The 26,722-nt window shown below is 52.5% G+C and carries 23 protein-coding genes and 1 tRNA gene; 11 read left to right on the forward strand and 13 right to left on the reverse strand.

Annotation, left to right across the window (positions count from 1 at the left end; all coding sequences use genetic code 11):
• Nucleotides 1-69: 69 nt before the first annotated feature.
• Complete coding sequence (locus tag L21SP2_RS16130; protein WP_024269656.1) at nucleotides 70-414, forward strand: SpoIIAA family protein; 345 nt, start codon at nucleotides 70-72, stop codon at nucleotides 412-414.
• 106 nt (nucleotides 415-520) lie between these two features.
• Here the strand turns inward: L21SP2_RS16130 and L21SP2_RS16135 are convergent, their stop codons facing one another.
• The 3 genes from L21SP2_RS16135 to L21SP2_RS17730 are packed head-to-tail and all read right to left on the reverse strand — an operon-like array spanning nucleotide 521 to nucleotide 5,008.
• Nucleotides 521-1,825: an MFS transporter gene (locus L21SP2_RS16135; protein ID WP_024269657.1), complete on the reverse strand. Its 1,305-nt coding sequence runs from the start codon at nucleotides 1,823-1,825 to the stop codon at nucleotides 521-523.
• Nucleotides 1,822-3,492, reverse strand: a complete 1,671-nt coding sequence (locus L21SP2_RS16140) for a sulfatase-like hydrolase/transferase (RefSeq protein WP_024269658.1) — start codon at nucleotides 3,490-3,492, stop codon at nucleotides 1,822-1,824. Before L21SP2_RS16140 ends, L21SP2_RS16135 begins: the two co-directional genes overlap by 4 nt.
• Nucleotides 3,473-5,008 (reverse strand): FkbM family methyltransferase, encoded by a 1,536-nt coding sequence (locus tag L21SP2_RS17730; RefSeq protein ID WP_024269659.1) that lies wholly within the window; start codon nucleotides 5,006-5,008, stop codon nucleotides 3,473-3,475. Before L21SP2_RS17730 ends, L21SP2_RS16140 begins: the two co-directional genes overlap by 20 nt.
• 120 nt (nucleotides 5,009-5,128) lie before the next feature.
• Between L21SP2_RS17730 and L21SP2_RS16150 the strand changes: the two genes are divergently transcribed.
• The 3 genes from L21SP2_RS16150 (at nucleotide 5,129) to L21SP2_RS17735 (ending at nucleotide 8,387) form a co-directional block, all read left to right on the forward strand.
• The gene (locus tag L21SP2_RS16150) at nucleotides 5,129-6,055 is read left to right on the forward strand and encodes a methyltransferase domain-containing protein (protein ID WP_024269661.1); all 927 of its coding nucleotides are present in this window, start codon (nucleotides 5,129-5,131) and stop codon (nucleotides 6,053-6,055) included.
• On the forward strand, nucleotides 6,052-7,863 hold the full coding sequence (locus tag L21SP2_RS16155) for a dihydrofolate reductase family protein (protein WP_024269662.1): 1,812 nt from the start codon (nucleotides 6,052-6,054) through the stop codon (nucleotides 7,861-7,863). The genes L21SP2_RS16150 and L21SP2_RS16155 overlap by 4 nt, the downstream gene beginning before the upstream one ends.
• 80 nt (nucleotides 7,864-7,943) lie before the next feature.
• Nucleotides 7,944-8,387, forward strand: a complete 444-nt coding sequence (locus tag L21SP2_RS17735; protein WP_024269663.1) for a 6-pyruvoyl trahydropterin synthase family protein — start codon at nucleotides 7,944-7,946, stop codon at nucleotides 8,385-8,387.
• A 7-nt stretch (nucleotides 8,388-8,394) separates the two neighbouring features.
• Here the strand turns inward: L21SP2_RS17735 and L21SP2_RS16165 are convergent, their stop codons facing one another.
• A complete protein-coding gene (locus tag L21SP2_RS16165) occupies nucleotides 8,395-9,468 on the reverse strand; it encodes a glycosyltransferase family 4 protein (protein WP_024269664.1) in 1,074 nt (357 codons plus the stop codon).
• A gap of 130 nt (nucleotides 9,469-9,598) precedes the next feature.
• Here L21SP2_RS16165 and ribA point away from each other — a divergent pair, with 130 nt between their 5' ends.
• The gene (gene ribA, locus L21SP2_RS16170; protein ID WP_024269665.1) at nucleotides 9,599-10,234 is read left to right on the forward strand and encodes a GTP cyclohydrolase II; all 636 of its coding nucleotides are present in this window, start codon (nucleotides 9,599-9,601) and stop codon (nucleotides 10,232-10,234) included.
• A gap of 21 nt (nucleotides 10,235-10,255) precedes the next feature.
• Here the strand turns inward: ribA and L21SP2_RS19120 are convergent, their stop codons facing one another.
• Entirely contained in the window at nucleotides 10,256-11,515 is a 1,260-nt protein-coding gene (locus L21SP2_RS19120) for a penicillin acylase family protein (protein WP_280113267.1), read from the reverse strand.
• Nucleotides 11,516-11,520: 5 nt separating this feature from the next.
• Nucleotides 11,521-12,948: a penicillin acylase family protein gene (locus L21SP2_RS19125; protein ID WP_041401766.1), complete on the reverse strand. Its 1,428-nt coding sequence runs from the start codon at nucleotides 12,946-12,948 to the stop codon at nucleotides 11,521-11,523.
• 146 nt (nucleotides 12,949-13,094) lie between these two features.
• Between L21SP2_RS19125 and L21SP2_RS16185 the strand changes: the two genes are divergently transcribed.
• Nucleotides 13,095-14,252, forward strand: coding sequence for an MFS transporter (locus L21SP2_RS16185; protein WP_024269667.1), 1,158 nt, complete (start codon nucleotides 13,095-13,097; stop codon nucleotides 14,250-14,252).
• Nucleotides 14,253-14,353: 101 nt separating this feature from the next.
• On the opposite strand, the gene L21SP2_RS16190 is transcribed toward L21SP2_RS16185, so the two are convergent.
• From L21SP2_RS16190 to L21SP2_RS16200, 3 genes are all read right to left on the reverse strand, one after another.
• On the reverse strand, nucleotides 14,354-15,709 hold the full coding sequence (locus tag L21SP2_RS16190; RefSeq protein ID WP_024269668.1) for an MATE family efflux transporter: 1,356 nt from the start codon (nucleotides 15,707-15,709) through the stop codon (nucleotides 14,354-14,356).
• Nucleotides 15,706-16,557 carry an SDR family NAD(P)-dependent oxidoreductase gene (locus L21SP2_RS16195; protein ID WP_144083042.1) on the reverse strand — a complete coding sequence of 284 codons (852 nt, stop codon included), beginning with the start codon at nucleotides 16,555-16,557 and terminating at the stop codon, nucleotides 15,706-15,708. The genes L21SP2_RS16190 and L21SP2_RS16195 overlap by 4 nt, the downstream gene beginning before the upstream one ends.
• An 84-nt stretch (nucleotides 16,558-16,641) precedes the next feature.
• Entirely contained in the window at nucleotides 16,642-17,640 is a 999-nt protein-coding gene (locus L21SP2_RS16200) for an NAD-dependent epimerase/dehydratase family protein (RefSeq protein ID WP_053335736.1), read from the reverse strand.
• Nucleotides 17,641-17,712: 72 nt separating this feature from the next.
• Here L21SP2_RS16200 and L21SP2_RS17740 point away from each other — a divergent pair, with 72 nt between their 5' ends.
• Nucleotides 17,713-19,824 (forward strand): biosynthetic peptidoglycan transglycosylase, encoded by a 2,112-nt coding sequence (locus tag L21SP2_RS17740; protein WP_024269671.1) that lies wholly within the window; start codon nucleotides 17,713-17,715, stop codon nucleotides 19,822-19,824.
• Here the strand turns inward: L21SP2_RS17740 and L21SP2_RS16210 are convergent.
• Entirely contained in the window at nucleotides 19,784-20,521 is a 738-nt protein-coding gene (locus L21SP2_RS16210) for a glycerophosphodiester phosphodiesterase family protein (protein ID WP_024269672.1), read from the reverse strand. The two genes, L21SP2_RS17740 and L21SP2_RS16210, sit on opposite strands and share 41 nt — an antisense overlap.
• Complete coding sequence (locus tag L21SP2_RS16215; RefSeq protein ID WP_024269673.1) at nucleotides 20,514-21,812, reverse strand: MFS transporter; 1,299 nt, start codon at nucleotides 21,810-21,812, stop codon at nucleotides 20,514-20,516. Before L21SP2_RS16215 ends, L21SP2_RS16210 begins: the two co-directional genes overlap by 8 nt.
• Nucleotides 21,813-21,914: 102 nt before the next feature.
• Here L21SP2_RS16215 and L21SP2_RS16220 point away from each other — a divergent pair.
• Nucleotides 21,915-22,002, forward strand: a tRNA-Ser gene (locus L21SP2_RS16220).
• Between the two features lie 74 nt (nucleotides 22,003-22,076).
• On the opposite strand, the gene L21SP2_RS16225 is transcribed toward L21SP2_RS16220, so the two are convergent.
• Complete coding sequence (locus L21SP2_RS16225; RefSeq protein WP_024269674.1) at nucleotides 22,077-23,393, reverse strand: alpha-amylase family glycosyl hydrolase; 1,317 nt, start codon at nucleotides 23,391-23,393, stop codon at nucleotides 22,077-22,079.
• A 33-nt stretch (nucleotides 23,394-23,426) separates the two neighbouring features.
• Nucleotides 23,427-24,377, reverse strand: coding sequence for a DMT family transporter (locus L21SP2_RS16230; protein ID WP_024269675.1), 951 nt, complete (start codon nucleotides 24,375-24,377; stop codon nucleotides 23,427-23,429).
• 59 nt (nucleotides 24,378-24,436) lie between these two features.
• Here L21SP2_RS16230 and L21SP2_RS16235 point away from each other — a divergent pair, with 59 nt between their 5' ends.
• From L21SP2_RS16235 to L21SP2_RS16245, 3 genes are all read left to right on the forward strand, one after another.
• Nucleotides 24,437-25,201 carry a hypothetical protein gene (locus L21SP2_RS16235; RefSeq protein ID WP_024269676.1) on the forward strand — a complete coding sequence of 255 codons (765 nt, stop codon included), beginning with the start codon at nucleotides 24,437-24,439 and terminating at the stop codon, nucleotides 25,199-25,201.
• A gap of 66 nt (nucleotides 25,202-25,267) precedes the next feature.
• Nucleotides 25,268-26,104, forward strand: a complete 837-nt coding sequence (locus tag L21SP2_RS16240) for a mechanosensitive ion channel family protein (protein WP_024269677.1) — start codon at nucleotides 25,268-25,270, stop codon at nucleotides 26,102-26,104.
• Nucleotides 26,079-26,720: an L-threonylcarbamoyladenylate synthase gene (locus L21SP2_RS16245; protein ID WP_024269678.1), complete on the forward strand. Its 642-nt coding sequence runs from the start codon at nucleotides 26,079-26,081 to the stop codon at nucleotides 26,718-26,720. Before L21SP2_RS16240 ends, L21SP2_RS16245 begins: the two co-directional genes overlap by 26 nt.
• The last annotated feature ends 2 nt before the right edge of the window (nucleotides 26,721-26,722 follow it).

Genomic DNA, 26,722 nt, shown 5'->3' on the forward strand with positions numbered 1-26,722 from the left:
GCAAGGGTAGTGAGAAAATGGCTGTAAGTATCTACACATAAAGCATATTTGCCGGGTACAATATGTGTCATGACAATTATCAGCGTATATTACACGGCAAAAATGACTGATGCAGATCACAAAGAACTGCTGGAGGCTCGCCTTGCGGATATCAGGCGTGTGGGCGACACGGTAAACCTTCTCACCGTCATAGAGGAAGGTTTTGAATCCAATGCCGTACGCAGTAAGAATGAGCGGAATTTCTCAAAGGAAGTAAATCCCTATGTGAGGAAATCTGCCGTTGTGGGAGCAACAGGAATGATGAAAGTGACTGTCGCCAGTCTGAAAATGTTCTCCAAACGTGAGATTCAGGAGTTCGACAATGAAACCTCGGCAACGGCATGGCTCAGGGATGAACTTGAGGTAAAAGCCTGAGCTGAACCTCGTTTTCAGACTGCCTCCGGTTCGGAATCTCTGCAAGCCCCCCGCACACACAAAAGGATTCTTTCCGGCTGCCCTCAGGCATCGCATCTTCTTCAGCTTATGTCTTCCCACTACCGGAATACCGCTTCACCAAAATCATGATCATTATGCCGGTAAACAGCACTGCAGATGCAGACCGTAATAACCAGGGAGTATCCAGAGGGAGCAAACCTGCAATTGCTGAGTTCACCAGATAACTCACCGGGAGCACCGCCGTTCCCATGGCCTCCAGAAGCCCCAGATACCCTCCGCTCCCCTGACCGGCGCTTTGGGCATGCAGCTCCCTGAGTGTACTTAAATACACTGCGGAAAGCAGGGCTCCGCAGATCAACAGAATCAACAGGGGAAAAAGCCCCCGGAACATCATCCCGCTTCCCTCCAGATAACCGCCGGGAACCATCGACATCAGCAGGAGAAAGCCCGCATACAGCAGCCCGAACAAGCCGGCTTTTCCCCTGCCCCAGGAGACCTTGGACAGCAGGAGAGAATCGGCAGCAGCATAGAGCAGACTGCCGCCGAAAAGTGCAGCCATGGCCAATCCAAGAAACATCTCCGGAGCTCCCAACCGCCGAAGCAGAAAAAACGGCATATTAATCACCAGCATGCTGTTCACCCCTTGAATTCCAAGGTAGAGGTATACAGGTACGCCCAGGCGGTGGAAGGCATGAAGCCTGCGGATGTGTCCCATGACTCCCCGGAGAGAGAAATTCTCATCCCCAACTCCGTGAGCAGAGTCGCCTGCAGCTTTCGGAGCATCAGCACTGGTGCGTTCCCAAAATCCGCTGAACAGGAATCCGGCTCCGCTGATCACCAGCAGCCAGCTCATGCCCAGGAGCCCTGACAACACAGCCCCCGCACCCTGCCCCGCCAGGCTGGCCAGATGTGTTACCGCCGTCCTCAAACTGAACCAATCCGGGCCCTTCTGCATTCTACCGGACTGTTTTCCCCGCCTTTTCATATACAGATTGATATCCAGAAGATAGCTCATCACCGCGGGAGTAAAGCGAGCCTGCATGAAAGCATTGAATAAAACCATGGGGATGAGAATCAGCATGGGGTGTATTGAAACCCGGGAAAAGAACAGCAGTGCGGCAGAAATAAACCCTGCACCTCTGAGTATGTCGCTGCCGGAAATTATCCGGATCCGGTTTTCTCTGTCGGCACGAATCCCTCCCTGGAAACTGAAGAGCACCACCGGAAGATAGGCTGCAGCCTGAATCATTCCCAGAAACAGAGGGTTGGGGTAATCCCGGGCAATGAAAATAAAGAGCCCCACCACATACAGGGAATTCCCGAAATTGGTAATCATATTCCCCAGGACAATAACCCCGGGTCTGGGCCCTGCTTCAGGAGAGTGCATCATGGAAGAATCAACTCCATTTCAGGTCTCCAGTGGAGTATACGGTCCATCAAACGGGGGATGGCAGCAATTTCGGGGTACAGCACTTCATTTGCCGACGGTACGCCGGGATGCAGACCCCGGCTGAGCCCCCATTCTTCAGGCAGACGGACGCTGCTGTTTGCCGGAAGAATCACGTGGACCGGCACCGTATAGCCGGCATCCGGCGTACTTACCGGCTTCCGGGGCTGATGATCCCCCACAACGATCATCAACCCGGAATCGGAAGCATGTTGGGCAAGATACCCCAAGGCGGACTGCAGACTGTAATCGATGGACGCAAGGTAGCCCTCAGCCAGCTCGTTTCCGCTGAGCCAGTTGTTATCATATATACTGATGTTTTCCTCTGTGTACTCTCTGCCATACTGGTCAAACGACCATTCCTGAAAATAGGGCGGTACACTCTCAAACGGTACATGGGAGCTGACAAGCAGGGCCATGATAAATTCTTTTCTGTCTGTTTGCAGCCGGCGGCCGATAACATCCAGAAAATACTGGTCGGGCATGGCTCCAAAGCTTACGAAAGGTCCTTCATAGCCGAAATCATAGCGGAAGAAGTACTCCTCGAAAGGGAAGGTTTTCCGCCAGCTCTCCCAGGATTCATAGGTTCCGGGAGCAGCGTATACCCGATGATATCCGCCGTTTTCAAGAAGCTGAAGAAAAAACGCCGGTTGTTCAGAGGCAACTCTGTCATCGAACATTCTCTGGCTGGAAATCTGAGTTGCGGTAAGCAGACTTGAGTCAGCCAGCCAGCTCCTGCCGCCGAACACCGGTGAGCGTACAAAACCTGAATACACTTTGAACCCCAGGTCACCCAACATCATCCCCAATCTGCGGTAAGACGACTCCATGGCATCCAGATATTCATCCTTCAGAAAAAGCGTTGAACCGTATGATTCGATCACCAGGAGATGAATATCCTTGTCGGAAATTCCCGGGAAAGCATAGTTTTCAGCTACTTGAACAGCAGTATTCGAAACAGGTCTCACATATGTAGAGCCGGAACCGGATTCTGAACCTGCCAGAACCCTGGTTTCCGGGAAGATGAAGAAGCCTATAACGGCCATCAAAAAAAAGATTGCGGGAACCAGCACTCCGCCCTTCCAACCTGTTTCGGCCTGGTTTTCTCTTCCCCTGCGGGACCTGCCGATCCGCAACAGCAGAACGGTAAGCAGGATTCCCAGAAGGAACAGGACCGTCCCCACAACAGCCCATGAGAGCAAACTCAGCATATCGCCATCCATGGCCGGTTCACCCAGCAGCATGGAAAACAGCCCCGGAATGAGAACTGCATCGTGGATTACAGAAAAATCCTCCCGGTAAAAAAGGGTGAAAAACCACTGCCCGCTGCTGTTCAGAATACTGAGACCGTAGCCCGCTGCAGCCGATATCGTCAGGATATAGCGAAGCAGCCGCCTTCCCGGAGTACCGGACCCGGTCCGGGATACGGCAATGGTACAGGCAAAAGCCATAAGCAGGGGCCCCGAAGGGATCAGGATGCGCCATGAAGGGGAAGGTGATCCCACAGCAAGGTAGTGGGCGGAGAGAAGGAGATGGAGAACCAGCATTGCTGCAGTAACCCGCAGTATTCTGAAATTCGCCGGGGATCTCTCAGGATATTTTTCGTGCATACACATCTCCGCTGCTGGATTTTCCGTACTCTTCAAGAAATGTTTTGATCTGCCGGTAATCAGCCCAGCGGGGGAATACCATCCGCATGGATTCGCCGGGGGAAAAATTGAACTCGTATCTCCCTGCAGCCTCTATTTTATTGAGACATTCCAGGCCCAGGGCTTTTTCGCTCACCAGGAATTCAAAACTCAAAGCCCGTACCGCCGTATTCAGGCCCTGAAGAACCTGAAGTTCATGTCCTTCAACATCAATTTTTATAAAATCCGGAGTACCGTAGAGCCTGATCATTTCCTCAAGGGTTGAAACCTGAATTACCCCGCATTTTTCCCAGCCCACACCTTTGAAGAGGGAATCCTTCGTCCGATTTTCCACCCATGTACCGTCCAGGGAGGTAAGAGTCGGATGTGCCCTGGACACAAACAGGGGCGCACTGCCGGGGTTTTTCCCCACTGCAGAAAAATGCAGTTGAACTCCCCGATCCTCCCCATACCAGTGCTCAAGAAGCGCCCTGCAGGAGGGCTGGGGTTCAAAGGCATGCACCGATGCCCCCAGAGTCCGGAATACCGGGATCCGGTTGCCGATATGAGCTCCCACGTCAAAAACCATTCCTCCCTCAGGTACAAGACGGCGATACAGCCGCTTCATGCGCACAAATCTGAGCGGGGCAATTATCAGGGGAAACGTGTAATACACAAGAACCGATTTCAGCAGGCCTCTCCGATGTCCCGGGGGAATAAGCAGCAACGCTTCCCGGCCCCTGAAAAATGTCTCAATGCTGAAACTGAGGAGAATCAACAGAGTGGAAGCAGGCAGCAATGCCTGAGCAAAGGGGGCAAACCACCGGGCACTCAGCAGTTCGAAAATCCACAGGGATGCAATGGTGAACTGAAGTATGGCGGCGCTTATTTTGGATCCTATGCGATACCACCCGGGGAAACGGGGTTCTACCGGCATAATCACAAACAATAATGAGAAGCTGTGCCGGGCCAGAACCGGAAGCAGCAACAGTGAATAATCACCTTTGATCAGTGTAAGCGAGAGCCCGCTGAGGGCAATGGCTATGGCATCCGACTCTGCATCCAGCCATGAACCGAACGTTCCTTCACCGTTTCCGTAATTTACCGCCTCCCGCCGGGCAAGAAGGCCGTCCAGAAAATCAGCAGCGAAGCCCAGGGCAATCAGGATGGATGCACCCCAGGCCCGGACACTGCCGCTGTTTCCGGGGAAACCGGCTTGCAGTATCAGTGCACCCCACGCCGTCCCAATAAGGAGTATTCCCGGACGAAGCAAGGTCACCACATTTGCCGGCCTTTGCAGCAATCTCTTCCAGGATATTTTTTCAGCCGCGGCGAATATACCGGCGCCGGGAAGAAGCAGAAGATAAAAAAACAGGGGCATCCCCAATACGGATCCAATCCGTACACTCTGGCTCTCTGTCTGCATCAACACAAAGGCCGCCCCGAGAAGGAGCAGAGATACCAATGCAAGCCACCGAATACTGCCGGGATTTTTCATATACATGATCCGGTAAATATATGCAGGGGATATTCCCCCCGTCCACTGGAATTATCTGCCCAGTGCCGGGGTGATATTTTCCTGTTCCCCGCCCCGGCTTTTCATTACTATAAGCAGTATATGAATGCAGAAGAACGCCGGCAAATCAGTCTGCCCGATTCTCACAGTCCCGCATTTACCGATACGGTGGCGGAGTATTACAATTTCAACACCCCCCGGTTCCTGGCTGGGAAGAAGCGCAGGATCCAGGGCAGTATCCACAGAAAACTGTTCCCGCCGGGGATTCGAAGCACAACACTTGCTGAAAACTTCAGTAACCGGCTGATTCTAGATGATCTGGTTTCTGCGCAGCCCCGCAGAGTTCTGGATCTGGGCTGCGGAATCGGAGGAAGCATCCGCTATCTGCAGGTGCATTATCCTGCAGAATATACGGGAATTACCCTCAGCCCGGTACAAAGCCGTATGGCCCGTGAGCTGGGAACCGACGTGCAGACTGCCGATTTCCTGGACGAAAGCTGGTACGATTCCCGCTCACCTTTTGATTATATGTATGCCATAGAAAGCATTCAGCATAATCCCGACCATGGGAAACTGGCGGAAAATCTTGCATCATACTCTGCACCGGGTTCCACTCTGGCAATAATCGATGACTTCCTGGTGGGATCCCGGACCAGCCATGGATCGGAGCATGAGCATGGTTCGAATGGTGACCACGTGTCGGATAATGGGAATGATGAACTCATCCGGCAGTTCACAAAGCATTGGTATGCCGGCGGATTTACCTATCTTGAAGATTATATCAGTCTGATGAAACATGCGGGGTTCATCTGTGTTGAGATACAAGATCTCAGTTCATATATGAAGGCTCACCGTGCACGAACCGCTGCGGCGGCAGCCCTGGTTGCCCTCCTCCGTCTCCGGAAGACTCAGACTCCCTGGACAGATAATCTCATCGGCGGTACGGCATTGAAGCGTCTTCAGAACAGGGGTGTTTCCGGATATTTCTTCCTCCGGTTCAGGAAACAGGAGCAGGAGCAGCATCAATGAAATCTCAATCGATATATCCGCAAATTACCATCAGTTTTGCCCAGACCCTGGATGGCCGCATTGCAACCTGTAACGGCATCTCAAGATATATCAGTGATGAAGCCAGCCTTGAAATGAACCAGGCGATGCGCCGGGAACATGACGGCATTCTGGTGGGAATCGGCACCGTTCTGAAAGATAACCCCCTGCTGACCTGCAGGCTGGACGGCTGCACAGACCCTACCCGGGTAATTGTGGATTCCCGGCTTCGATTACCCGCCGATTCACAGCTGGTTCAAACCGCAGGCAGCGTAAACACCCTCGTGTACTGCAGTACGGAGCATCTGAAGGGTCAGCATCAACAGGCCGAATTTCTCCGAAATGCCGGCATTGAACTGATCCCCCTCTCCCCGGAAACCGCCGGCGAACATTTCAGACACGCCCCCGGGCTGGACCTGGATCAGCTTCTCCGGGACCTGAAGAACCGGGGAATCACCCGACTCATGGTGGAAGGGGGCTCAGGAATTATAACATCTCTCATCCGTCTCGGCCTCTGGCACCGGTTGACGGTGGTGTCGGTGGGAAAAATCATGGGCTCGGGAATTGAGGCCGTGGGAGACCTGGGAATCCGGGATCTCAAAAAGCTGCTGCGTCCCGAAATTGAAGATATCCGGATTACCGGCCGGGAAGCCGTCTGGTACATGAAGAATCCTGCTCCTCCGGAGCAGAAAGGTTCGGTTCCAGCCGGTCCTTCGAATTCTGCCGCAGCTGATGAATCTGCCTCCGCTGATAATGCAAAACTCACTCCGGGTTCTCAACAGCAGGTAAAAAAACCGGCGCCTTTCCCCCGGGCAGGGAGCCCTGTGCGAATGGTGTACTTCACCGGCATCGCCCGGGTGGAGCTTCGAAAGGAGAAATTACGCCGGCCGAAAAACGGAGAAGTGGTGGTGCAGTCCCTGGCCGGCGCCATTAGCCCGGGAACAGAGCGGAATTTCTATCTGGGACGATTTCAGCGTGGTGCGGCGGCGAACCCCGACATGGATTTTACCGACGAAGTTCTGGATTACCCGTTCAGCTACGGTTATATCAATGTTGTGCAGGATGAAGATGGCCGACGTTACTTTGCCTTTGCCCCCCATGGAGATTTCATGGTTATCTCCCGGGATGCACTCATTCCGCTCCCCCATACACTGACAACGGATCAGGCCCTGTTTATTCCCCATCTGGAGACTGCACTCTCAATCATCCATGACAGCGGAGTGCAGCCCGGAGACCGGGTTCTGATTACAGGGGCCGGGGTGGTGGGCACCCTCTGCGCCCGGATTCTCAGATCCATTCCCGGAGTGGAACTTCACATCATTGATCCGGACCTGCGAAAAGAACGGTGGTTCCTGCCGGGAGAGTTCCAGGGAGATTTTCAGGGGATTTCTCAATCTGATATTTCCATAGAGGTGAGCGGAAATCCTTTGGCACTCAGCCCACTCATGGAACACACCGCATTTGAAGGCCGCATCATCGTGGCAAGCTGGTATGGTGACCGGGAGATATCTGTAAATCTGGGAAGGGATTTTCATAAGCGCAGACTTAAACTGATCAGCAGTCAGGTGAGCAGTATGGGCCGTCACATGGGATCAAACTGGAACAAGGACCGGAGAATGGAGAAAGTGATCAGGCTGCTTGAAGAAATTCCCGTGGATGATGTAATTACCCATCGATTTCCTCTGGATAAGGCAGCGGAGGCATTTGCCCTACTGAAATCTGACGAGCTGCTGGGTCTCCCTCTGCTGATTCCCGATTATCCTGACCGTCCCACCGCACCCGGTCTGTGAAGAAAGCGATGACAGGGGTAAGAAGCGGGGTACCCGCTGAAGACCCCCTTGAATGATACGAATATGCTCTGGAGGTACAGATGAAAGATCATACACATGGAATGCACGAAGAAACCAGGAGGTACCGGGTTGGCGTAAGGGGCAATTTCACCGCCATCCATGCCTTGGTGGGAGATGTTCCCGAGCATGAAAAAACACCCCATGAACATGAGTATCTTCTGGAATGGACGTTCACCCTGCAATCCCTGGATGAACGTGGATTTTCACTGGATATTGCATTGCTTGAGAGACTTCGGGATGCACTGATACATGAAATTCGGGGCGTTAACCTGAATGGTCTGCCCTATTTTTCCGGAGTGAACAGCAGCCTGGAGAACCTTTGCGGATTCTTCTTTCAGCGGCTGTCGCAAATGCTCAGGGAAGAGCTGGGCGATCCGGACCTGAAACGTATCGGGGAGATGGAAATCCGGATTTGGGAGAATGATCAGGCCTGGGCCGGCCTGGCAGGGTCCGTCACCCCGTAGCAGCTGTTCATCCGTTTCCCGACTTTTCGGATGGTTCGGCACGGGAGGCAGCAAGCATTTCCATATCCTCCGCCACAGTACGAAAGGTTTCATTCCAGCCAGGATGGTTCCGCCAGGTTTCCCTGGCATTCAGCTGAAATTCTCCCAGAACCGCCGGATTGTTTTTCAGCGTTCCGATTATGCGGTGAAGTTCCCGGGGACGGGACGGATGAATGAGAAAACCGTTTTCTCCGTTGCGGATAATATCTCCTGCTCCACCCTTCCTCCCTGCCACGGGAACCACTCCATACCCCATGGCTTCAAGATACACAATGCCAAATCCCTCATGGGATGATGGAACCACCAGCATGTGAGCCGATTGAAGAAGCTGCCGTTTCTGTTCATCTTCTACATATCCGTGAAAGTGTACCAGTTCTCCCAGCCCCCCTTTCAGCACCCGGTGTTGCATCTTTTTTGAATATTCCGGGTCGGCATCCAGCCTTCCGCCCACATGAAGCTCCAGGTTTGCCGGTGAATATTTTTCCATATATCGTAAAATGTGATGAAGCCCCTTCCGGGGAATCACGTTCCCCAAAAAAAGCAGTCTGAACCTCTCTGACCCATGAGAAGTCTGCTCCCGGGCTCCCTCTGAAAGGCCTGATTCCGAATCCCTTCCGGGCATTGCCAGCCCCAGAGCCCCCCGGTACGGAGTAAGTCGGCGAACCGAATCGGCGGTGTTCCTGGAATTAACGATTACATAATCCGGGAACCGGAAAAACTGCCGTTCATACAACAGATGTCTCAAGCGGTCCGGTACGGGCAAATCCTCTTCGGCTGCCAGATGATGCACCATGGCCACCTTCACCCCGGAGGCGGGAAGCCGATTCCACTGCTGCTCATGCCGAAAATCCGGATGACACAGCTCATCCACAATACAGAGCCCGGCCTCAGGAGCAGACTGCTCAGAAAGTTCCCCGGGCGTACAAACTCTGATGGTATGGCCCCGTTGCGTCAGATATTCGGCGAGCCTGCGATCATAAAGGTATCCGCCGGAAACAATGTCGAGATTCCCGTACACCACAAAAAGTATTTCCACATTCACACTATATCAGCTGGGACGGTTCTACGTCCTGTTTTTCTTGCTTGTAGGTTTATATGTATGTAGCTTTATATGGTTGCAGCTTTATATGAATGCCAGGCCCCGCCGGCATTGGTGTTTTAGAGGAGATATTATGCAGCCCACAGCTAAGATTTCTTTAATTGATTCGGCACAGCTGCCCAGCCGTTTCGGAGATTTCCGGATATACGGATTTCTTGAACACGGCAACGGGAAGGAGCACACCGCCATTGTACGGGGCGATATAAAGGGATTCGGCGACATCCCTACCCGGGTGCATTCCGAATGCCATACGGGCGATGTGCTGGGTTCCCTGCGCTGCGACTGCCGTGACCAGCTTGAGGCCGCCCTGGCTTATATCGGGAAACAGGAGCGGGGGCTGGTTATCTACCTGAAACAGGAAGGCAGGGATATCGGCCTGTTAAACAAGATCAAAGCCTATCATCTTCAGGATCAGGGTCTGGATACGGTGGATGCCAACACTCATCTGGGACTTCCGGTGGATGGAAGAAGCTACGATATTGCGGCAGAAATTCTCCGCCTCCTGGAAGTGGAAAGCATCCAGCTCATGAGCAACAATCCCCTGAAATTCAAGGGGCTGGAAGAGGAAGGGGTCACCATTACCCGGAGAATCCCCATTGTGATCAAGGCGGTTGAGCAAAACCGCGGATACCTCAGTACCAAGCAGATCCGTATGGGGCATATATTCTCGGAAAACGACTCTATTCAGCACATCCAGATACAGGCCTGAAGTTCCTTCCCCAACACCTGACTATTCCGGAAGAAGCTGAATGAGCCGGGATCCCGCATCAGCCTCCACAGCGCCCCGGGAAAATCGTCCGGGATGATACTCAACATTCACCCAGACGGGAATATAATCATCATAATGACGGTGAAAAGGATGTCCGCTTTGCCCTCCCGGGTGAATAAACAGTGAATTATCCGGGTTTCCCGCGTCCAGAATGGAGCGCTGGGAGGCTATGGAAGTAACGTCGAAGGGCCTGTTCAGTGACCAGTGGGTCACATTCACCGTACTGCCGTGGCCGGGAACCGGAAAGGGCCCCCTGTTAAAAAGCCGTTCAACCACCGGAATTCCCGACTCCCCAAGAGTGGCATTTCTGAACTCCACCCCATGGACATCGCCCCATTTCCATTTGTCCGGGTTCATACCATGCTCTTCCGCAGCTTTGCTCACTCCTTCAGCCAGTGAACGGGAGATGATATCCTTCATGTTCTCAGCCCCATCGCTGGGCCGGTAATCCCAGAACCGATGATCCGGATCGGAAAACAGAATATGAAAAAATGACTCATAGTCGCTGATGCTTCCCCGTACGCTGCCTGGCGGCGGAAACTCATCTTCCATGGTATTAAGAATAAGCTCCCGCCACACATAGGCATAGGCCAGAGCCTGGGGACTGTCCGCTTCCATGGTAAAGTCCCAATTCCGCCAGAGATCCAGCACATCCTCAACCAGACTCTCCAGACTGCGGAGTTTTTTCTCTGATGTATCCGCTGCATCCCGGGTTCCGTTTTGAGATGAGATCCATTCTTCATATTTTGCATACCCGTCTGCGGCGGTTTCGGCATCCGCTTCCAGCATCTGTACAACAAATTCTTTCGCATGAAGGCTGTACACGTCGGCATGCACCGATTTCAGATCATCGATCTCTATTGTATTTCCAAGTTCGTTCAGGCGATTTTCAATCTGCAGCGCCCGGTATCCGTTTGCAAACTCCGAACCGATGAGAAACTCGTACCCGGAGTCAGCCACAGGATTGTTTGCACTTACGATAAATCCTCTGTCCGGATTATACAGCCCGGGCATCATGTCGAAAGGGACAGTGCCCTCCCATTTTTCACCTGCGGATGGAACCGCCGGGGAACGGCCTTCATGACTGCTGCGCAGCGGATGTTTTCCGGTAGTTTGATAGCCGATGTTTCCCTCTCCGTCTCCGTACACAAAGTTCTGTCCCGGTACATCCCAGTCTCTCAGGGCGTTCCGGAATTCCTCCATGCTTCCCGCCCGGTTCACATTCATCACCGACCGGAACATGGCTGTGGGCCTGAGAGCAGTCCAGGAGAGGGAAACAACCCGGGGGCCACCCGCCGGGGAAACTGCTCATCGGGAGAAATATCATAACTTCCCAAATCCGAGAGGAAGGGTAAATCCGACACCACGGGCCCGCGGTCGGTGGATCTCACGGTAAGAAAAACCGGCTCATCCCGATCCCTGACTCTGATCACCTCATCTCTCAGGGTCATGGTCTTCCAGTTACCCTCTTCATCCAGATATCGGTTGCGGTTTCCGGGATCGATTTTCTCCAGAGAATAATCCTGCACGTCCCCGCCCACGTTGGTAATTCCCCAGGCGATATGACGGTTCTGACCGGAAATAATGCCAGGCACTCCCGCAAAGGAGTACCCCCGGACATCGTACTCTTCACCGGAAGGGGAAGAGGGATTAATATGCATGCCGATTTCATACCAGATCGACGGCATCTGCACCCCCAGGTGCATATCATTCGAAATTAACGCGGAACCGCTCCGGGACAGTGATCCTGATACCGCCCAGTTATTGGACCCTATTCCCTGAAAGCCGCTGTACAGGCTGATCTCCTCCGCCGGTCCGGCGCTCCCATCGTCATTCAGAAATTGCCGGGGATCCACCCCCCACTGCCGTCTGAAATTTTCAAGCTCTTCAGGAGAAACGATAACCGGCATATCCTCCCGGTATTCGCTGATAAAAGCATTCAGCAGCTGCTGCCCGCCGTCCCGGATAATCCGAAGGTTCCGTGCTTCCCGGCTCATGTTCTGGCTTAAATCCAGAGCCATCATCTTGGCCCAGGTCAGACTGTGTACTCCCGTCCAGGGTTCGATTTCCAGCTCCGTGCCGATGAGCCCCAGGACTGCGAACTCCAACCCCAGCTGCCCGGGCCGCCTTTCGGAAATGTAGCCGTTCACCCCCCTGGCGTAGGAATCCAGCCAGGATTTATAGGGTTCCTCCAGCCGCTCATATTCCCTGGCTGCAACCTCCGCAAAGCCCAGCGTTCTGAGGTACATATCGGTGGTGAGCAAATCCTCGCCGAACACTTCACTGAGCCGCCCCTGTCCGGTGCGTCTCCAGAATTCCATCTGCCAGAACCTGTCCTGGGCGTGGACAAAGCCTTGGGCAAACATTACATCTTCCATGCTGTCAGCGAAAATATGGGGTACGCCGTCGGAGTCCCGGAAAATTTCCACTTCCGTACCCAGGCCTGACATCTGGAATTGCCCCCGGTACCGGGGAAAGGGACGCCGGATAACCCAGAATACAAGCGCAGAGGCCAGCACTGCAGTGATCAGTACAATAAGGATGAACAGCTTCACCGGTTTTTTCCACTGCCGGGGTGAAACATTTCGCCGTATGCTTCTTGCATACTCGATACTTGATGAATTTCTGTGTTTTCCGATAGTTCCAACGGGCATGTCCACCTCCGGGAGATTTGTTCTTTACGCCGATTATCCTCTAAGCATAGTATTCTCAGATCCTGCGTCAAGTTTTCCCCTGCGGGGGATGAAGAAATGCCCCCGGCGGGGGTGATTTCGCCCCGGCCTTGGTCTATACTCCCGCTATGAGTCAACGGCATTCGTTAAGTTTCGGATTTATTTTCCTGGCATTTGCCCTCTATGCAGGCGTGGCGGGACATGAGAGTTTTACCCTCCTGCCCAAGCATTTTTCGCTTCTGGGATATTCTCCCGGTACCTCCGGGTTCATCATGAGCTTCACCGGTCTGGGGGGGATGCTGTTTATGCCTCTGCTGGCATTGTTTGTGGATAATTTCCGGCAGAAGTATATTCTCATGGCCGGCTATCTGATCTACGGTCTCAGTGCGCTCTGCTATTTTCTTGAACCCTCCGATCCCAGACTGTTCGCAATTCCCCGTCTGTTTCAGGGCGGAATGATCACCGTTACCATGGTCAGCTTAACTGCTGCAGTCAGTCATGTGCTGCCCCCTGAGCAGCGATCCAGAGGTTATGCCCTGTTCGGAGTCCTGGGTCAGCTGGGAGCCATGACGGGGGTATCCACCTCTGAATGGCTGTTCGACAGTTTCGGGTTCCCGGCATTTATCATTTTCGCCTCCGGAGCACTTGGTGTTGCGGCGGTCTCTTCACTGATCTTTCCGGAAAAACGGCCGGACCTGGGTCATGAAAAACCCAAACCCCGGGATTTTCTTGATGCACTGAAAAACAGGTCAATCTACCCGTTTCTGTATCTTGCATTAATCCTGGGAACCGGTTTCGGCACCATGCTGGGATTCCTCCCGGATATGGTTCTTCTCAGAGATGTGGGCGTGATTAAACCCTACTATGTTGCATATCCTGCAACAGTGATCACCATCCGGCTGGTTGCAAGTCACTGGTTCAATAAATTTTCTGCCCGGCGTATTTTATTCGTCCCTCTGCTGATGATTCCCTCGGCTCTGCTTCTGGTTGCATCCTTGCAGACCACCATGGGGCTCATCGCCGCCGGTATTGCCTACGGGGTGGCCCACGGTGTACTTTTTCCCGTACTTCAGGCTGAACTGATCAACAGATCAGCACCCAACTTCCGGGCACGAATGGCTCTTCTGTTTCAGTTCATGTTTAACGGGGGGATATTTCTTGCGGCGAATTTCGGCGGCTTCCTGGCGGACCGCTCGCTGGTTCTCACCTTCGCGTCCATGGCGGCAATCGGTCTCAGCGCTCTTCCGGTGCTCATTATCGGGACCAAATCCTCACCGGCCCGCTGAAACCGGTGGCCCGGCTTCAGTGAAGTCCTCAGCAAAGGACTTAGCAAAGTCCTGAGAGAATTCCCGATTGAGTCCCGAATGTAGCATCCGGAAACCGAGCCTCAACGGGTGAGGTCGTTAAGCCACTTCCCCTGTATGGTGCGCCAAAGACCGATTACCGATTTTACAATCTCCTCGGAACTTCCCAGAAAGAACACAAGCATGGGAGGCCAGCCGAAGAGCAGCCCCGATGCATACGCAAGGGGAAGCCCGATAAGCCAGACACCCCCGACATCCAGATAGAGACTGAACCGGGTATCTCCTCCGCCTCTGAGAATTCCCACGATCTGCACCAGACTCAGGGATTTAAAAGGGAGAACCAGGCTTATCACATAGACAAAATTCCTTGCGTGGATTTGAGTTTCCCGGGACACGTTGAAAAATCCGGGAATAATTCCCGCAAGCCCTGCAAGAACTATTCCGGTCACTCCACCAAGGACCGGTGCAAGATAGGTGTAGTTCGCCGCCAGGGTTCTGGCACGCCTGGGCCTTCCCGAACCGATGGCGTTGCCGATCATGATATAGCACGCATTGCCCACCCCTATGCTGAATACCAGAAGCAGTCTGAATATGGTGTCTGCAATGTTTCTGGCTGCAAAGACATCGGTCCCGATCCGGGAAAACACCGCATTGAACAGGGAAATTCCAACAGACCATCCGATTTCATTCAGAATTACGGGAAATGCGGTTTTCATCACTTTTCGGAACATCAGCCTGTCCCGGGCAGTAAACTCTTTCCAGGAGCCCGCCATGGGAAGTTTGCGGGCATAGGCAAACCGGATAATCAGTAGCATTTGAAAAAACCTGGCAATAAGGGTTCCCAGAGCTGCACCGCTCACTCCCAGGGCAGGAAAACCCAGCTGTCCGAATATCAGTATATAGTTGAGAATCACGTTTATCACCAGCCCGGCTGCGGTGGCAACAAGGGGAAGCCTGGCCTCTCCGCAGGAACGCATTCCCATGGCAAAATTTATGGAAATTGATGTAAGAGGATATGATATGGATGCTATTCTGAGATACGAAACCCCCAGCTCGATAACCCGCTGATCGTCGGTGAAAATTTTCAGAAGTTCCTCAGGGATCAGCTGGGCAAACAACGCTATCAGTCCGGATCCCGCAAGGGAAAGCTGAAGAGCAATCCCCATCACCTGGCGGATTCTTGGAACATCCTTTTTTCCCCAGTATTGGGATACAAAAATACCCACCCCGGAACTGATTCCGAAAAGCATGAGAAGTACAATAAAATAGATTTGATTTCCCAGGGCGACGGCAGCCAGACTCTCTTCACCCAATTGTCCGATCATAAAGGTGTCGAGAAAATTGACGGAAGACTCCAGAAGACTTTGTGCCGCTATGGGCAGAGCCAGAGATAAGAGAATCTGAAAAAACGGAGGTGTGAACCGCGGTTTAAGTTTCAATCCCGTGCATCCAGCCTGTCATAGGCATACAGCTTGCTGCCCCCTGCGAACCGGGTAATGAGGGCTTCCGCAAGGTTCGGGAACAGGGCATACACCAGTTTAATAAGCTTTCCCCCGGCGGTCATCACTGCGTACCTTCTGCGCTTGTGTACCAGCCGCAGAACCGAGCGGGCAACATCATTCTGACTGCTTGCAGTTTTATCCCGTTTCAGGGGAATCAGCTCACCATTCTCGTTATACATGGTTTTTTCCGGATCATTTTCGGTGAATGATACATACAATGTACCGAAATGAACTCTTCCTCCATACTCGGATCGCAGGGATTCACCCAGGGCTGTAAGGGCCATTTTAGAACTGCAGTAGGGAGATACCCCCGGCAGCCCCTTCAGTCCCGCCAGACTGGATATGAAAATTACCGACCCGCCGCTTTTTTCCAGCTCATCCAGCGACAGTTTGGTCATGTTCACCGTACCCCGGAAATTCACATCCATGATCCCGTGAAAGAGTTCCAGAGAAATATCCCTGAACATTCCCCGCATGGTCATTCCCGCATTATTCACAAGGATATCCAGCTGACCATACCCGTCAACACACCTGGAAATGACACGCCTGCAGTCATCGACCCTGCTTACATCCCCGGAAACCGTAAGGATCTCAATCCCGTTTTTCCGGAACTCCTGAGCGGTACGATCCAGGGCATCCGGATCCCTTCCGGTAATGGCCACCCTGCATCCCGCTGCTCCGAAAAGCCGGGCAATTTCCCTGCCGATACCTTTTCCGCCGCCGGTCACCAGAGCAACCTTTCCCCGGAAATAATCCTGCTGCGTTGACTTGATTTGATGGTTCATCTCATTCTCCTGGCTTTCGGCACCCTTCCGGGTCACGTTTTCCCCGCCATGAAAGTGCACCGCTTCAGCGGGGGCTTGGGTTTTTCATGTGGCCGTTTTTGTATAGCCGTGTTTCTGCAGCCATTCGAAGCAGGCCCTCATCCCGTCCTTTACCGGACCGGGGGAAAAATTCAGTTCCTCACGGGCCTTTCTGCTGGAATAGTAGCAGTCAGCATTTGAAATTCGTGCCATGGCCAGGGAAAGGTTCGGTTCTCTCCTGAGAATCGCTGCGGAAACAGAACCCCAGAGTCCGTAGAGCCACACGGCAAAGGCGGGTATTTTCAATGAAGGTGTTGAAGAACCTGTTACTTCAGCCATCATTGCAAATGCTTCCCGGTAGGATAAGTTTTCCCCTCCCAGAATATAACATTCCCCTTCCTGACCTGCGGTCAACGCATCTGCCGCAGTACGGGAAACATCCGAGGCCGCAACATACATTTTCCCTCCGGGAGCATACCCCGGCGTACGCCCTTCGTGGATCGCCAGCAGCATTTCCCCTGCTCCGGGCTTGCTGTCCCATGCACCCAGCATAAAACCCGGGTTGAGAATCAGCACCGGCAACCCCTCCAGCTTATGTCTCTGGAGAAGATACTCCTGGGCGGCATGCTTTGAATCCTGATAATCCAGACGGTAGCGGTGATCGGTGTACCCGTTTTCTTCGGTACCCGGGGCATCCTTGGTACCGGGACCGAAAGAGTTGGCCGTACCCACATGAATATAGCGGCTGATGCCGTATTCCTGCACCGCATCAGCAATATAGGTCACTGCATCGAAGTTGATTTTCCATATCAGTTCGGACCGGCCCGGCCAGATCTGGGTGTTGGCGGCGGTATGGATAACATAATCCGCACCCTGGACGGCGTGGTACACGTCCTCCCGGGAAAGAAGATCTCCGGTAACCCGTTCCACATCCAGGTCCTCAATGGTACCGGTTTCCCTGCCGGACTGAATCATCGCCCGTACGGCATAACCTCGGTCTAGTAAATCACGGCAGATATGGCTGCCGAGCATTCCGTCTGCACCTGTAACTAAAACCTTTTTCATTCCCACTCTCCGCAGAGAGATAGTAAATTATTTCCATAAAATGATACAGTAGAATATCCGGTACATAATTCCATGAAAAAAGCACGTTTACCCCGAATTGCCAGTTTTATTCTCCTTTCTCTTCTCCTTGCGGCCGTTCTCTGGTCGGGTGCGGTAATAACTGCGAACACCGTCATAATTCCTTCGATCTGGAATGCAATCAGCGCATCCATACCCCCGGGGCTGGATGTATCCATGCCGCGCCTGGGACTTTTCGGCGCCATAAACATCAGAACTATCACCCTGGAATCAGCAGGGAGTACCGCCTCTTTCCCGGAAATCCGTCATCTGAAGATACGGCTTCCCATCACCCGCTGGGGATGGAGACTGCTGTTTTCCGGCGATTCCGGCATCCCGGCCCCTCCTTCCTACTCCCGGCTGATGTCCAACCCCTTGTCCCTCTGGCAATGGCTGGATGATCCCGATACCAGGTCTCTCCTGCCTCGACGTATCTTGACGGGGGGTGAAACGGTTTTTTCCCATAACAGGGGCGATGGCAGCATCAGCCTCGGGTGGCAGCACGGAGAGCCCAATTCTCTCAGCGCTTTGATACAGTATTCCAGGCAGCGGCTGGCCCTTGAATACTCGCTGGAGCTTCCCGTTTCGGTCATGCTGGATTTCCTCCCACAGGCTGCACAGGTGTATTCTGCAGCCGCCGGGCTCTTTCCCCAAGAAGAATCTGATGCTTCCAATGAGGGAGGTACGCTGCCTGGGGGAACCATACGGCTCTCCGGCACAGTATCCACATTGAGCCCGGTAGATTTTTCCCTGGAAACGGAACTGGAATTCAGCAGCATTCTGGAAAAATACCATGGCAGCTATCGCTTCACCGGCCGGTTTTCACCCTTCGAACGGATCACCATGCCCAAACCCTTTACCGCATCCTATCCGGTGGCAACTCCTCCCAGGGGAAGACTTCTCATCCGGGACGGCCGATTCAGCCTCAACGGCATACGTCTCTCTCCCATTATCGATATTAAAGGCTTTCTCCCACGGCCCGGTGGATCTCCCGGCAGGTTCACTGTTCTCCCTGCATCGGTGAATATTTTCGCCCGATTGGATGAAGTCCCACTACAGTCAGCGTTCAACCTTATTCCTTCCTCTTTTTTGGGTACCCTGAATTCCATACAGCTGAAGGGACAGATGAAGGGAAATATCAATATATTCATTCCCACCTACAGCCTGGGGAATACCAGCTGGCATTTTTCAGTTTTTCCTGAAGATATGGAGCTGGATCAGCTGCCTTATAACATGGAGCTTCTGGCCCGGGGAGGTACGCTGGAGATTAGCGACCCCGATTCGGAATACCGGGCCGTGATGGAGCTGCCTGCGTACCGCCGTCCGGATATGGATTGGATGCTGAAACACAGCGAACGCAGCACAACCTGGGTAAACACTCACTGGGAACTCTTCGATAACGGTCCGTTGGGCGGAACGAACACCGACAATGAAAGCAGGGACGAAGAAGAGAATGAATCCGCGGAGGCGCCGGAGGAGGCTCAGAACACAGTCGGGGAAGGGGAAAAGCTTGAATATCTTCATGTGGATGAGATTTCGCCCTATCTTGTGGGTGCGGTCCTCAGCGCCGAAGACGGGAGCTTTTTCTTCCACAACGGAGTCTACTGGGACAGTGTGAGCAATGCCATCGCAAGAAACCTCAGGGAGGGGGAGATTATTTTCGGCGCATCAACATTGTCCATGCAGCTGATGAAAAACCTGTATCTCAGTTCCGACAGGGAGTACAGCCGGAAACTTAGGGAGGTGCTGCTCGTCTACGCCATGGAAGAGTATTTCCACATTCCCAAGGAACGGATACTTGAACTGTACCTGAATATCGTTGAATTCGGTCCGGGAATTTTCGGCGCTCAGGCAGCCGCCCGCTATTACTTCGACATCAATGCATCTGATCTGGATCCCGGTCAGGCGGTGTGGCTTGCCAGCATTCTGCCGTCACCGAAACGATATCACAGGTATTACGAAGCGGGTGCGATAAGCCCCGGCTGGTTTATCCGGATGCAAAGCATTATGCGGATTATGCTGCTGAGAGAACGGATCAGTCCTGAAGAATACCGGGAATACGGAACAGCTCCGCCGCTGTTCAGCATCAGGGAAGTTCCAGCAGATCCTTCCGGGGATAATCGCTGATCACCGCCCAGCTGAGCCTGGCCAGCCGTTCAAATTCCCGCCTGCCGTTCACCGTCCAGAATACAATTTTCACCCTGTGGATCCGCAAATACATAAACAGCAGAAAACGGGGTACCGGCCCCAGCTCGTGAAAAATCTGCCGGGGAAGATGAATGGAGAATGGTCTAATTCGCCTGATGGCTGACGCCAGGGCCGGGATTCCCCCCTTGCGGTGCTCTTCCCCCACCAGCATTCCCACCCTGTAGCCCCCGGCTGCAAAATTCACCAGAAGCTGATGATTAAAGGCAGAAATGACAAAACGGTAGTGCCCCGTCCACGGCTGTAACATGGCATTCAGACGGGGAAAATCCTCTGCTGTTATGGTTTCGCTTTTCAGCTCAACATTGATGATGGTTCCCGGAGCTGCGTCACGACTGAGTTCCTCAAGCAACAGATCCAGACGGGGGACAGAGAGTTCGGGGTCTGAATGGGAAGAGAGCAGGCTGGACATCGTAACCTGATTTATCCGGTGCTGTTCCCCGAATAGGCGATACATATCCGGATCGTGGATTACCGCAAACTCGCCGTCGGATGTTTTTTGTACATCAAGTTCAATGCCGTCAGCACCCTGCTCCAGCGCCTCACGGAACGCTTTCAGCGTGTTCTCCGGGAATTGTGCCGAATAGCCCCTGTGCGCCAGTATCGGGGTTTTATTCATCTGAATTCACCGCCTCACCCCTGCGGACAAAGAGCATAATAATCATGGCTGCCGCAAAAAATACCGAGGCGAAAATCAACAGCGCAACATAGCCCCCGGGCCGTTCACCTCCCGCTGTGGCAAGATCCATTACCCCTCCGCCCAGGGGAGGGGCAACAATATTCGCCGCCTGGGAAAAGAAATAATACAGCCCTGTGTACCCGCCCACTTTTTCGCTGACAGTCATATCCACAACCATGGGAAGGGAGTTCACATTCACCATGCTCCAGAACGCCCCTGCAAAGGCGAAAAGGATGGCCACCGGAAGAAATGTGCGGAAAAAGACTGCGGTAATCAATAGCACTATCAGCATGAGAAGACCGAAGGTGATGGTACGTCGGCGACCGAACTTGCTTCCGATAAAACCGGCGGGTATGGCCATGATTATGAACATTGCGGAATAAAAACCCAGAATCAGGGCTCCGGTGCTTTCACTCAACCCCATATAAAATTTGGCATAACTGGTGAAAAAGGTTTCCACCGTGTTAAACCCCACAAACCAGAGAAAAATGGCACTTAATGTAAAAAGAAGACTCTTTTCCCCTTTGATCACATCTCTGAGATTGTCTTTCAATTCACCCAGGGATTTTCTGAAGGAGATATTTTTCTGCTGGGCTTCCCCCCGGTACGGCTTATCTTCCCGGATAAACAGCACCACCAGCATGCTTGCCGCAAACATCACTGAACCGCCCACCACAAAGGGCAGAGCCGGACTGCTGTCGTAGAGCGGCTTACCCCCGAAAAATACAAGGAGTGCCCCGACGCCTCCCATGAAATTGATAATACCGTTAGCTTCACTGCGATGTTTTGACGGGGTGATATCCGGCATCAGGGCTATCACCGGACTTCTGAACAGAGCCATTGAAATATTCATGAAGATGATGGTGGTCATCATCAGCCCCAGGCGTTGATACGAATTTGCAATGGGGATGAGAATGAAAAAGATTAACGCAAGAGGTGCTCCGATCAGAATATATGGCCGGCGTTTGCCAAGGGGACTGCGGGTTTTATCGCTGAGAGCACCCAGAAACGGCAATAGCAGAATGGCCAGAATATTATCGAAGGTCATGATCCCGCCGACCAGCGTGAACTTCAGGTTAAAGCTGTCCCGGAGAAATACCGGAACATATGCGTTGTACATGGACCAGATTATTGAAACACCGAGAAAACCAAAGCCCAGCAGAAACATTTTCTTCTTTCTGAACCCCAGCTCTGAGTTTCCTGCACCTTCACCCATCATTGTTTCTGACATTTCACCCGCCTCCTGATCATTTCTTCTATCCCTCATGCCGGGTGTTCCCGCAGGCCGCGGACGGTTGCGAAAAAGCACCTCAGCATGTAGGCTGTCAATTCAGGAGAAGTGCCGGAGTGGTCGAACGGGTCTGACTCGAAATCAGGTGTGCTGCTCGTCAGTACCGGGGGTTCGAATCCCCCCTTCTCCGAAAATGAATGTGTACGGCTCTGCCTGCTAACATCCCGGCAGATCCGTCAGTATACATCTGCTTTCATGAATTTTTTATGAATTCCCAACCCATATTTCAAAACCCCAGGGCTCAAGGCTACGCTCCTGACCAATCTCCAGCGGGGTTGGTTCTCCTCCCTGCCACCAACGGTAGGTTCCCTGAACAGGACCATCGAGTATTTTACAGCTCTTTTTCTCTGAAGAGAAATTGAATAGTGCAAAAATCCGGTTGCCGTCTTTTTCCCGTACGAAACTGAAGACTGACCCGGGCTCAGAATTCACAACCTGGACCATCCTGGCCCCCCAGGGAGCATTCCACAGTGCGGGATTCTTTTTTTTCAGCTGAATCAGCCGGGAATAGAAATCAAACATCCGGTCTTCTCTCCACTGAATGGGATCTTTCTCAAAAAACGACAGACGTCGCTCATTCCCCGCCTCCTGACCGTTATAAATCAGCGGCATCCCTTCACTCACAACAGATAACGCAATGGTTGCATCCAGAGCATCTCCGAACTGCTCATACTCTGTGCCCTCCCAGGCGTTTTTATCGTGGTTGCTGACGAACAGCATTCGCATTGCGCTGTGGGGAAAGGCTTTTTCATTCCAGGAATAGTAAATGAACAGGGACTGAACATCAGTTTTTCCCATGGCAATATGATGCATGGTTTCGTTCCAATGCCAGCCGTAGGTCATATCGAATGAACGGTAGTGCAGATCCCTGGCCTCCCATTCCGCAAGGAGAAAAACCGGTTTTATCCGGTCCAGCTCCCCGCGCACCCGATCCCAGAAATCCGTCGGGACAAAGCCCGCCACATCGCAGCGGTATCCGTCTACATCGAACTCTTTCACCCAGTATTTCATGGCCCGGGTCATATACTCTCTCAGCTCCGGCTGCTGATAATCAAGCTCGATTATGTCATCCCAGTCCCACCAGGGCGTGGGCATGAACTCACCCTTCCAGTTTCGCATGTACCATTCGGGATGCTCATCCACAAGATCTGAATCCCAGGCGGTATGGTTCGCGACCCAGTCCAGAATGACCCGGAAACCTGAGTCATGGGCTGTGTGGATGAAGCTTCTGAGATCATCAGCTGTACCGAACTCGGGATTCACTCCGAAATAGTCTTTCACCGCATAGGGAGAGCCCAGAGTTCCCTTGCGGTTTTCCTCACCGATGGGGTGAATAGGCATGAGCCAGAGAATTTCCACCCCCAGACGTTTCAGCCTGGGAAGATGCTCAAGAGCGGCATTGAAGGTACCCTCCGGGGTGAACTGACGAATATTGATCTGATATATGCTGGAACTCCTGCTCCACTCCGGATGCCGGATCACGGCCAATGGGTTGGGTTCGTACCGCTGTGTTTTTGACATGCTGTTACTCCTTGAACTGTATTTTCGGTCGCCTCAGCGTCCGTCTGGATGTGGTGCATTATTTCTGCGGGGGTTCACCCCGGGAGACTTCAGCAGCTGAGCAAGCTGAACTGCCAGCATGGCCCCCAGCATCAACCCTGCACCCAGCATTTGCCGCGGCGAAAGGGTTTCTCCAAGTATAAGCCATCCTCCCAGAGCTGCAAAAGCACCCTCCAGAGAAAGAATGATTGCCGCATGGGCGGGATGCGCTCCTTTCTGCCCGACTATCTGAAGTGTATATGCCACGCCAACAGACATCACCCCGCCATACACAATTGCCGGACCTGCATTCAGAATTGCTTCAAAATTTACCGGCTCCAGCAACAGTCCTCCTGCCAGACTCAACAATGCGGTAACCCCGTACTGAATAATCGATAACATGAGAACATCAAATCTGGACGCCGCAAAGCCGATAATATGTACATGAAGGGCCCAGAAAAATGCGCTGAAAAATACCAGGAGGTCACCAAGAGCAAGCAGGTACCCGCCCTTTACAGAGATCAGATACAACCCGATTAATGCCGTACCTGCGGCGGCCCACGTAAGCGGTCCGGTCCTGGATCCCATGCCGATTCCCATAATGGGGACAAGAATTATATACAATCCGGTAATAAACCCTGCATTCCCCGCAGTGGTATACACAATACCGATCTGCTGGAAGGTGGAACCGGCAAAAAGCGCCAGCCCGGCTGTAATTCCCCAAAACCAGACTGACCGGGGTGAATTTGTCGCCCCGGCTGCTGCCGCCGGCTGCCTGCTCCGGCGCATCCGACCAACCCAATAAAGGGGCAGAAGAGTGAGAAGTCCAAGGCTGAATCGCAGCCCGTTGAAAAGCATGGGACCGATAAATTCCATGCCCACTCTCTGGGCTACAAACGCCAGGCCCCAAATCAGGGCGGTGAGTGTGAGAATAAAGTTTGAAACTGTGTGCTGTGCATTCATCATCGCCAATGCTATCATAAAACGCACACTATGAAATAATTGAAATAAAATATGGAGTACATATGGAACGTTTCTGGCAGGAACTGCACATTGACGATCAGCGGGAATATGAATGGCTCTTTTTTCAGACCCGCATTCGGGCATTGAAGGATGCCGATGAATGGCATATTTCCATTCAAAACCGGAAGGATTCATCCGCCCCCCCCCCCGGGGAGGATAACGTGGAATGGCACCGGTTCATCAGTGACGGCAAAAATTCCAAACTCATGTTCACCCCCCTTCCATCGGATAAACCCGTACTGGTCAATCCCGAACAGGCGGTGAACATCCTCCCCGGCCAGAAAGCCCGGTTTTTCATCCGCATGCCGGTGTGGCTGGAAATATCTCTCTTCACTTCCAAACGCATTCCTATTCTTGAGGCTGCGCTTGAAGAGCTCACAAACACCTGGTTCGGAAGCTCTCTGGAGGGGTTCCTTTGCTATAAACTGAACACCCTTGCGAAAAGAGACTTCAACGACCATGACAACAGTCAGGTTCCCAGCATCATAACTCCGGTACTCATTCGGAATGAATCCCATGAACTTCTTCCGGTTCAGGATGTATGCATACATGGGGAAAACCTCCGGGTTTACCGCGGAATCAAAAACCTCTGGACCAATGAAATAGGTATTACTTTTTACGGCAATTCCCAGCCAAGCAAAGTGAGTTACGGGGACAAAAAACCCCGATTCGAAGAATTGCGGGAAGAAAGCAGCAGCCCCCGCATACGGGCAAAACAGGATATTTTAAGCAAGAGTTTCAGCTTCCTGAAAAATATCAGCAGCTAATTGCCAAATAATTCGTACCGGCGGCTGAAGAAATCAGATTGATCAAATCAGATTGGAGAAGGCAAAATGGAATCCATAGTAAAAGATCTGCAGAACTTTTTTACCCAGGGTGAAAAGCTGGAAACCCTGATTCGGGTGGGGCTGATTCTGTTCATCGGCTTCGTGATATTGAATATTATTAAATCACTCATTGTGAAAAGCATACGGCAGAAAGCATCTAGCCAGACGGTGATGATCACCCGGAAGCTGATATTCTACAGCGGCGCATTCATTATTCTGTTTATGGCACTCCGGGAAGCAGGACTGGATCTGAATATCCTTCTAGGAACCGCCGGTGTTGCGGGTATCGCCATTGGTTTTGCATCACAGACCAGCGTGTCCAACATCATCAGCGGGGTGTTCCTTATGTCTGAAAAGACCCTTGAAGTTGATGATATCATTCAGGTGGGAGACAAGACCGGCATTGTTATGTCCATTGACCTGCTGTCAGTAAAAATCAGAACCTTCTCAAACACTCTTATCCGCATCCCCAATGAAAAACTGATAAACAGCGAAGTGACGAATATCACCCGGTTTCCCATCCGCCGTCTGGATATCAATCTCCTCATTCATTTCGATGAAAACATCACCAGAATAAAAGATCTTCTGTTGGATCTTGCAGAAAAAAACTCTTTCTGTCTCAGCAATCCGGAACCCCTGTTTGTGAATAACGGCTATGGAGAACATGGCATCAACATCTTCTTCGGCGTCTGGTTCGAAAAACAGGATTTTCTTAAGCTGAAAAACAGCATTCTTCAGGAGATTCAGGAGCGGTTCCAAGAGCATGGAGTTCATATTCCCAGGCAGAGCCTGGAGCTGTACACCAGGGAGACAGGAAATGATCCGATACGTTCAGGCACATGACCCGGATGACCGGGTAATCACCCACGGCGCAAAAATACTGGCAGAAGGCGGACTGGTGGCATATCCCACCGACTCCAGCTGGGGCATCGGATGTTCAAGCGAGTCAAAGGCAGGTCTTGAGGCTCTCAGCAGGCTGAGGGAGGACAAACGCTCGCAGTTCTCCCTGATTTGCAGCGATGTTTCACAGATCAGCAGTGTTTCCAATCTGGATACCACAGTGTTCAAGATCATCAAGCGGCACATTCCCGGCCCCTATGTTTTTGTGCTGGATGCCATTAAGAAGATTGAAAAGAAGATCGCTGTCAAACGCCGGGAAGTGGGGATCAGGGTACCTGACCATCAGGTTCCCATCAGACTGGTCCGGGAGCTGGGAGTCCCCGTGTTTTCTCTCACTGCCAGCAGGGATATGGTGGACGTATACAGTGAAGAACCGGGTTTTGCCGAAGAAAAGCTCTTCGAAGAAGGGTGGGAACTTGAGGATATCCCCGGCATAGATCTGATCATCGACTCGGGTGAAAGTCTGGAACGCAAACTCTCAACCGTTGTCCGCCTGAGTTACGGTTTGACCCGGCTTCTCAGACAGGGAAAAGGGACATGGGATGAAGAGGATACCTGAAA

The sequence above is a fragment of the Salinispira pacifica genome, assembly GCF_000507245.1.
GTDB lineage: Bacteria > Spirochaetota > Spirochaetia > DSM-27196 > Salinispiraceae > Salinispira > Salinispira pacifica.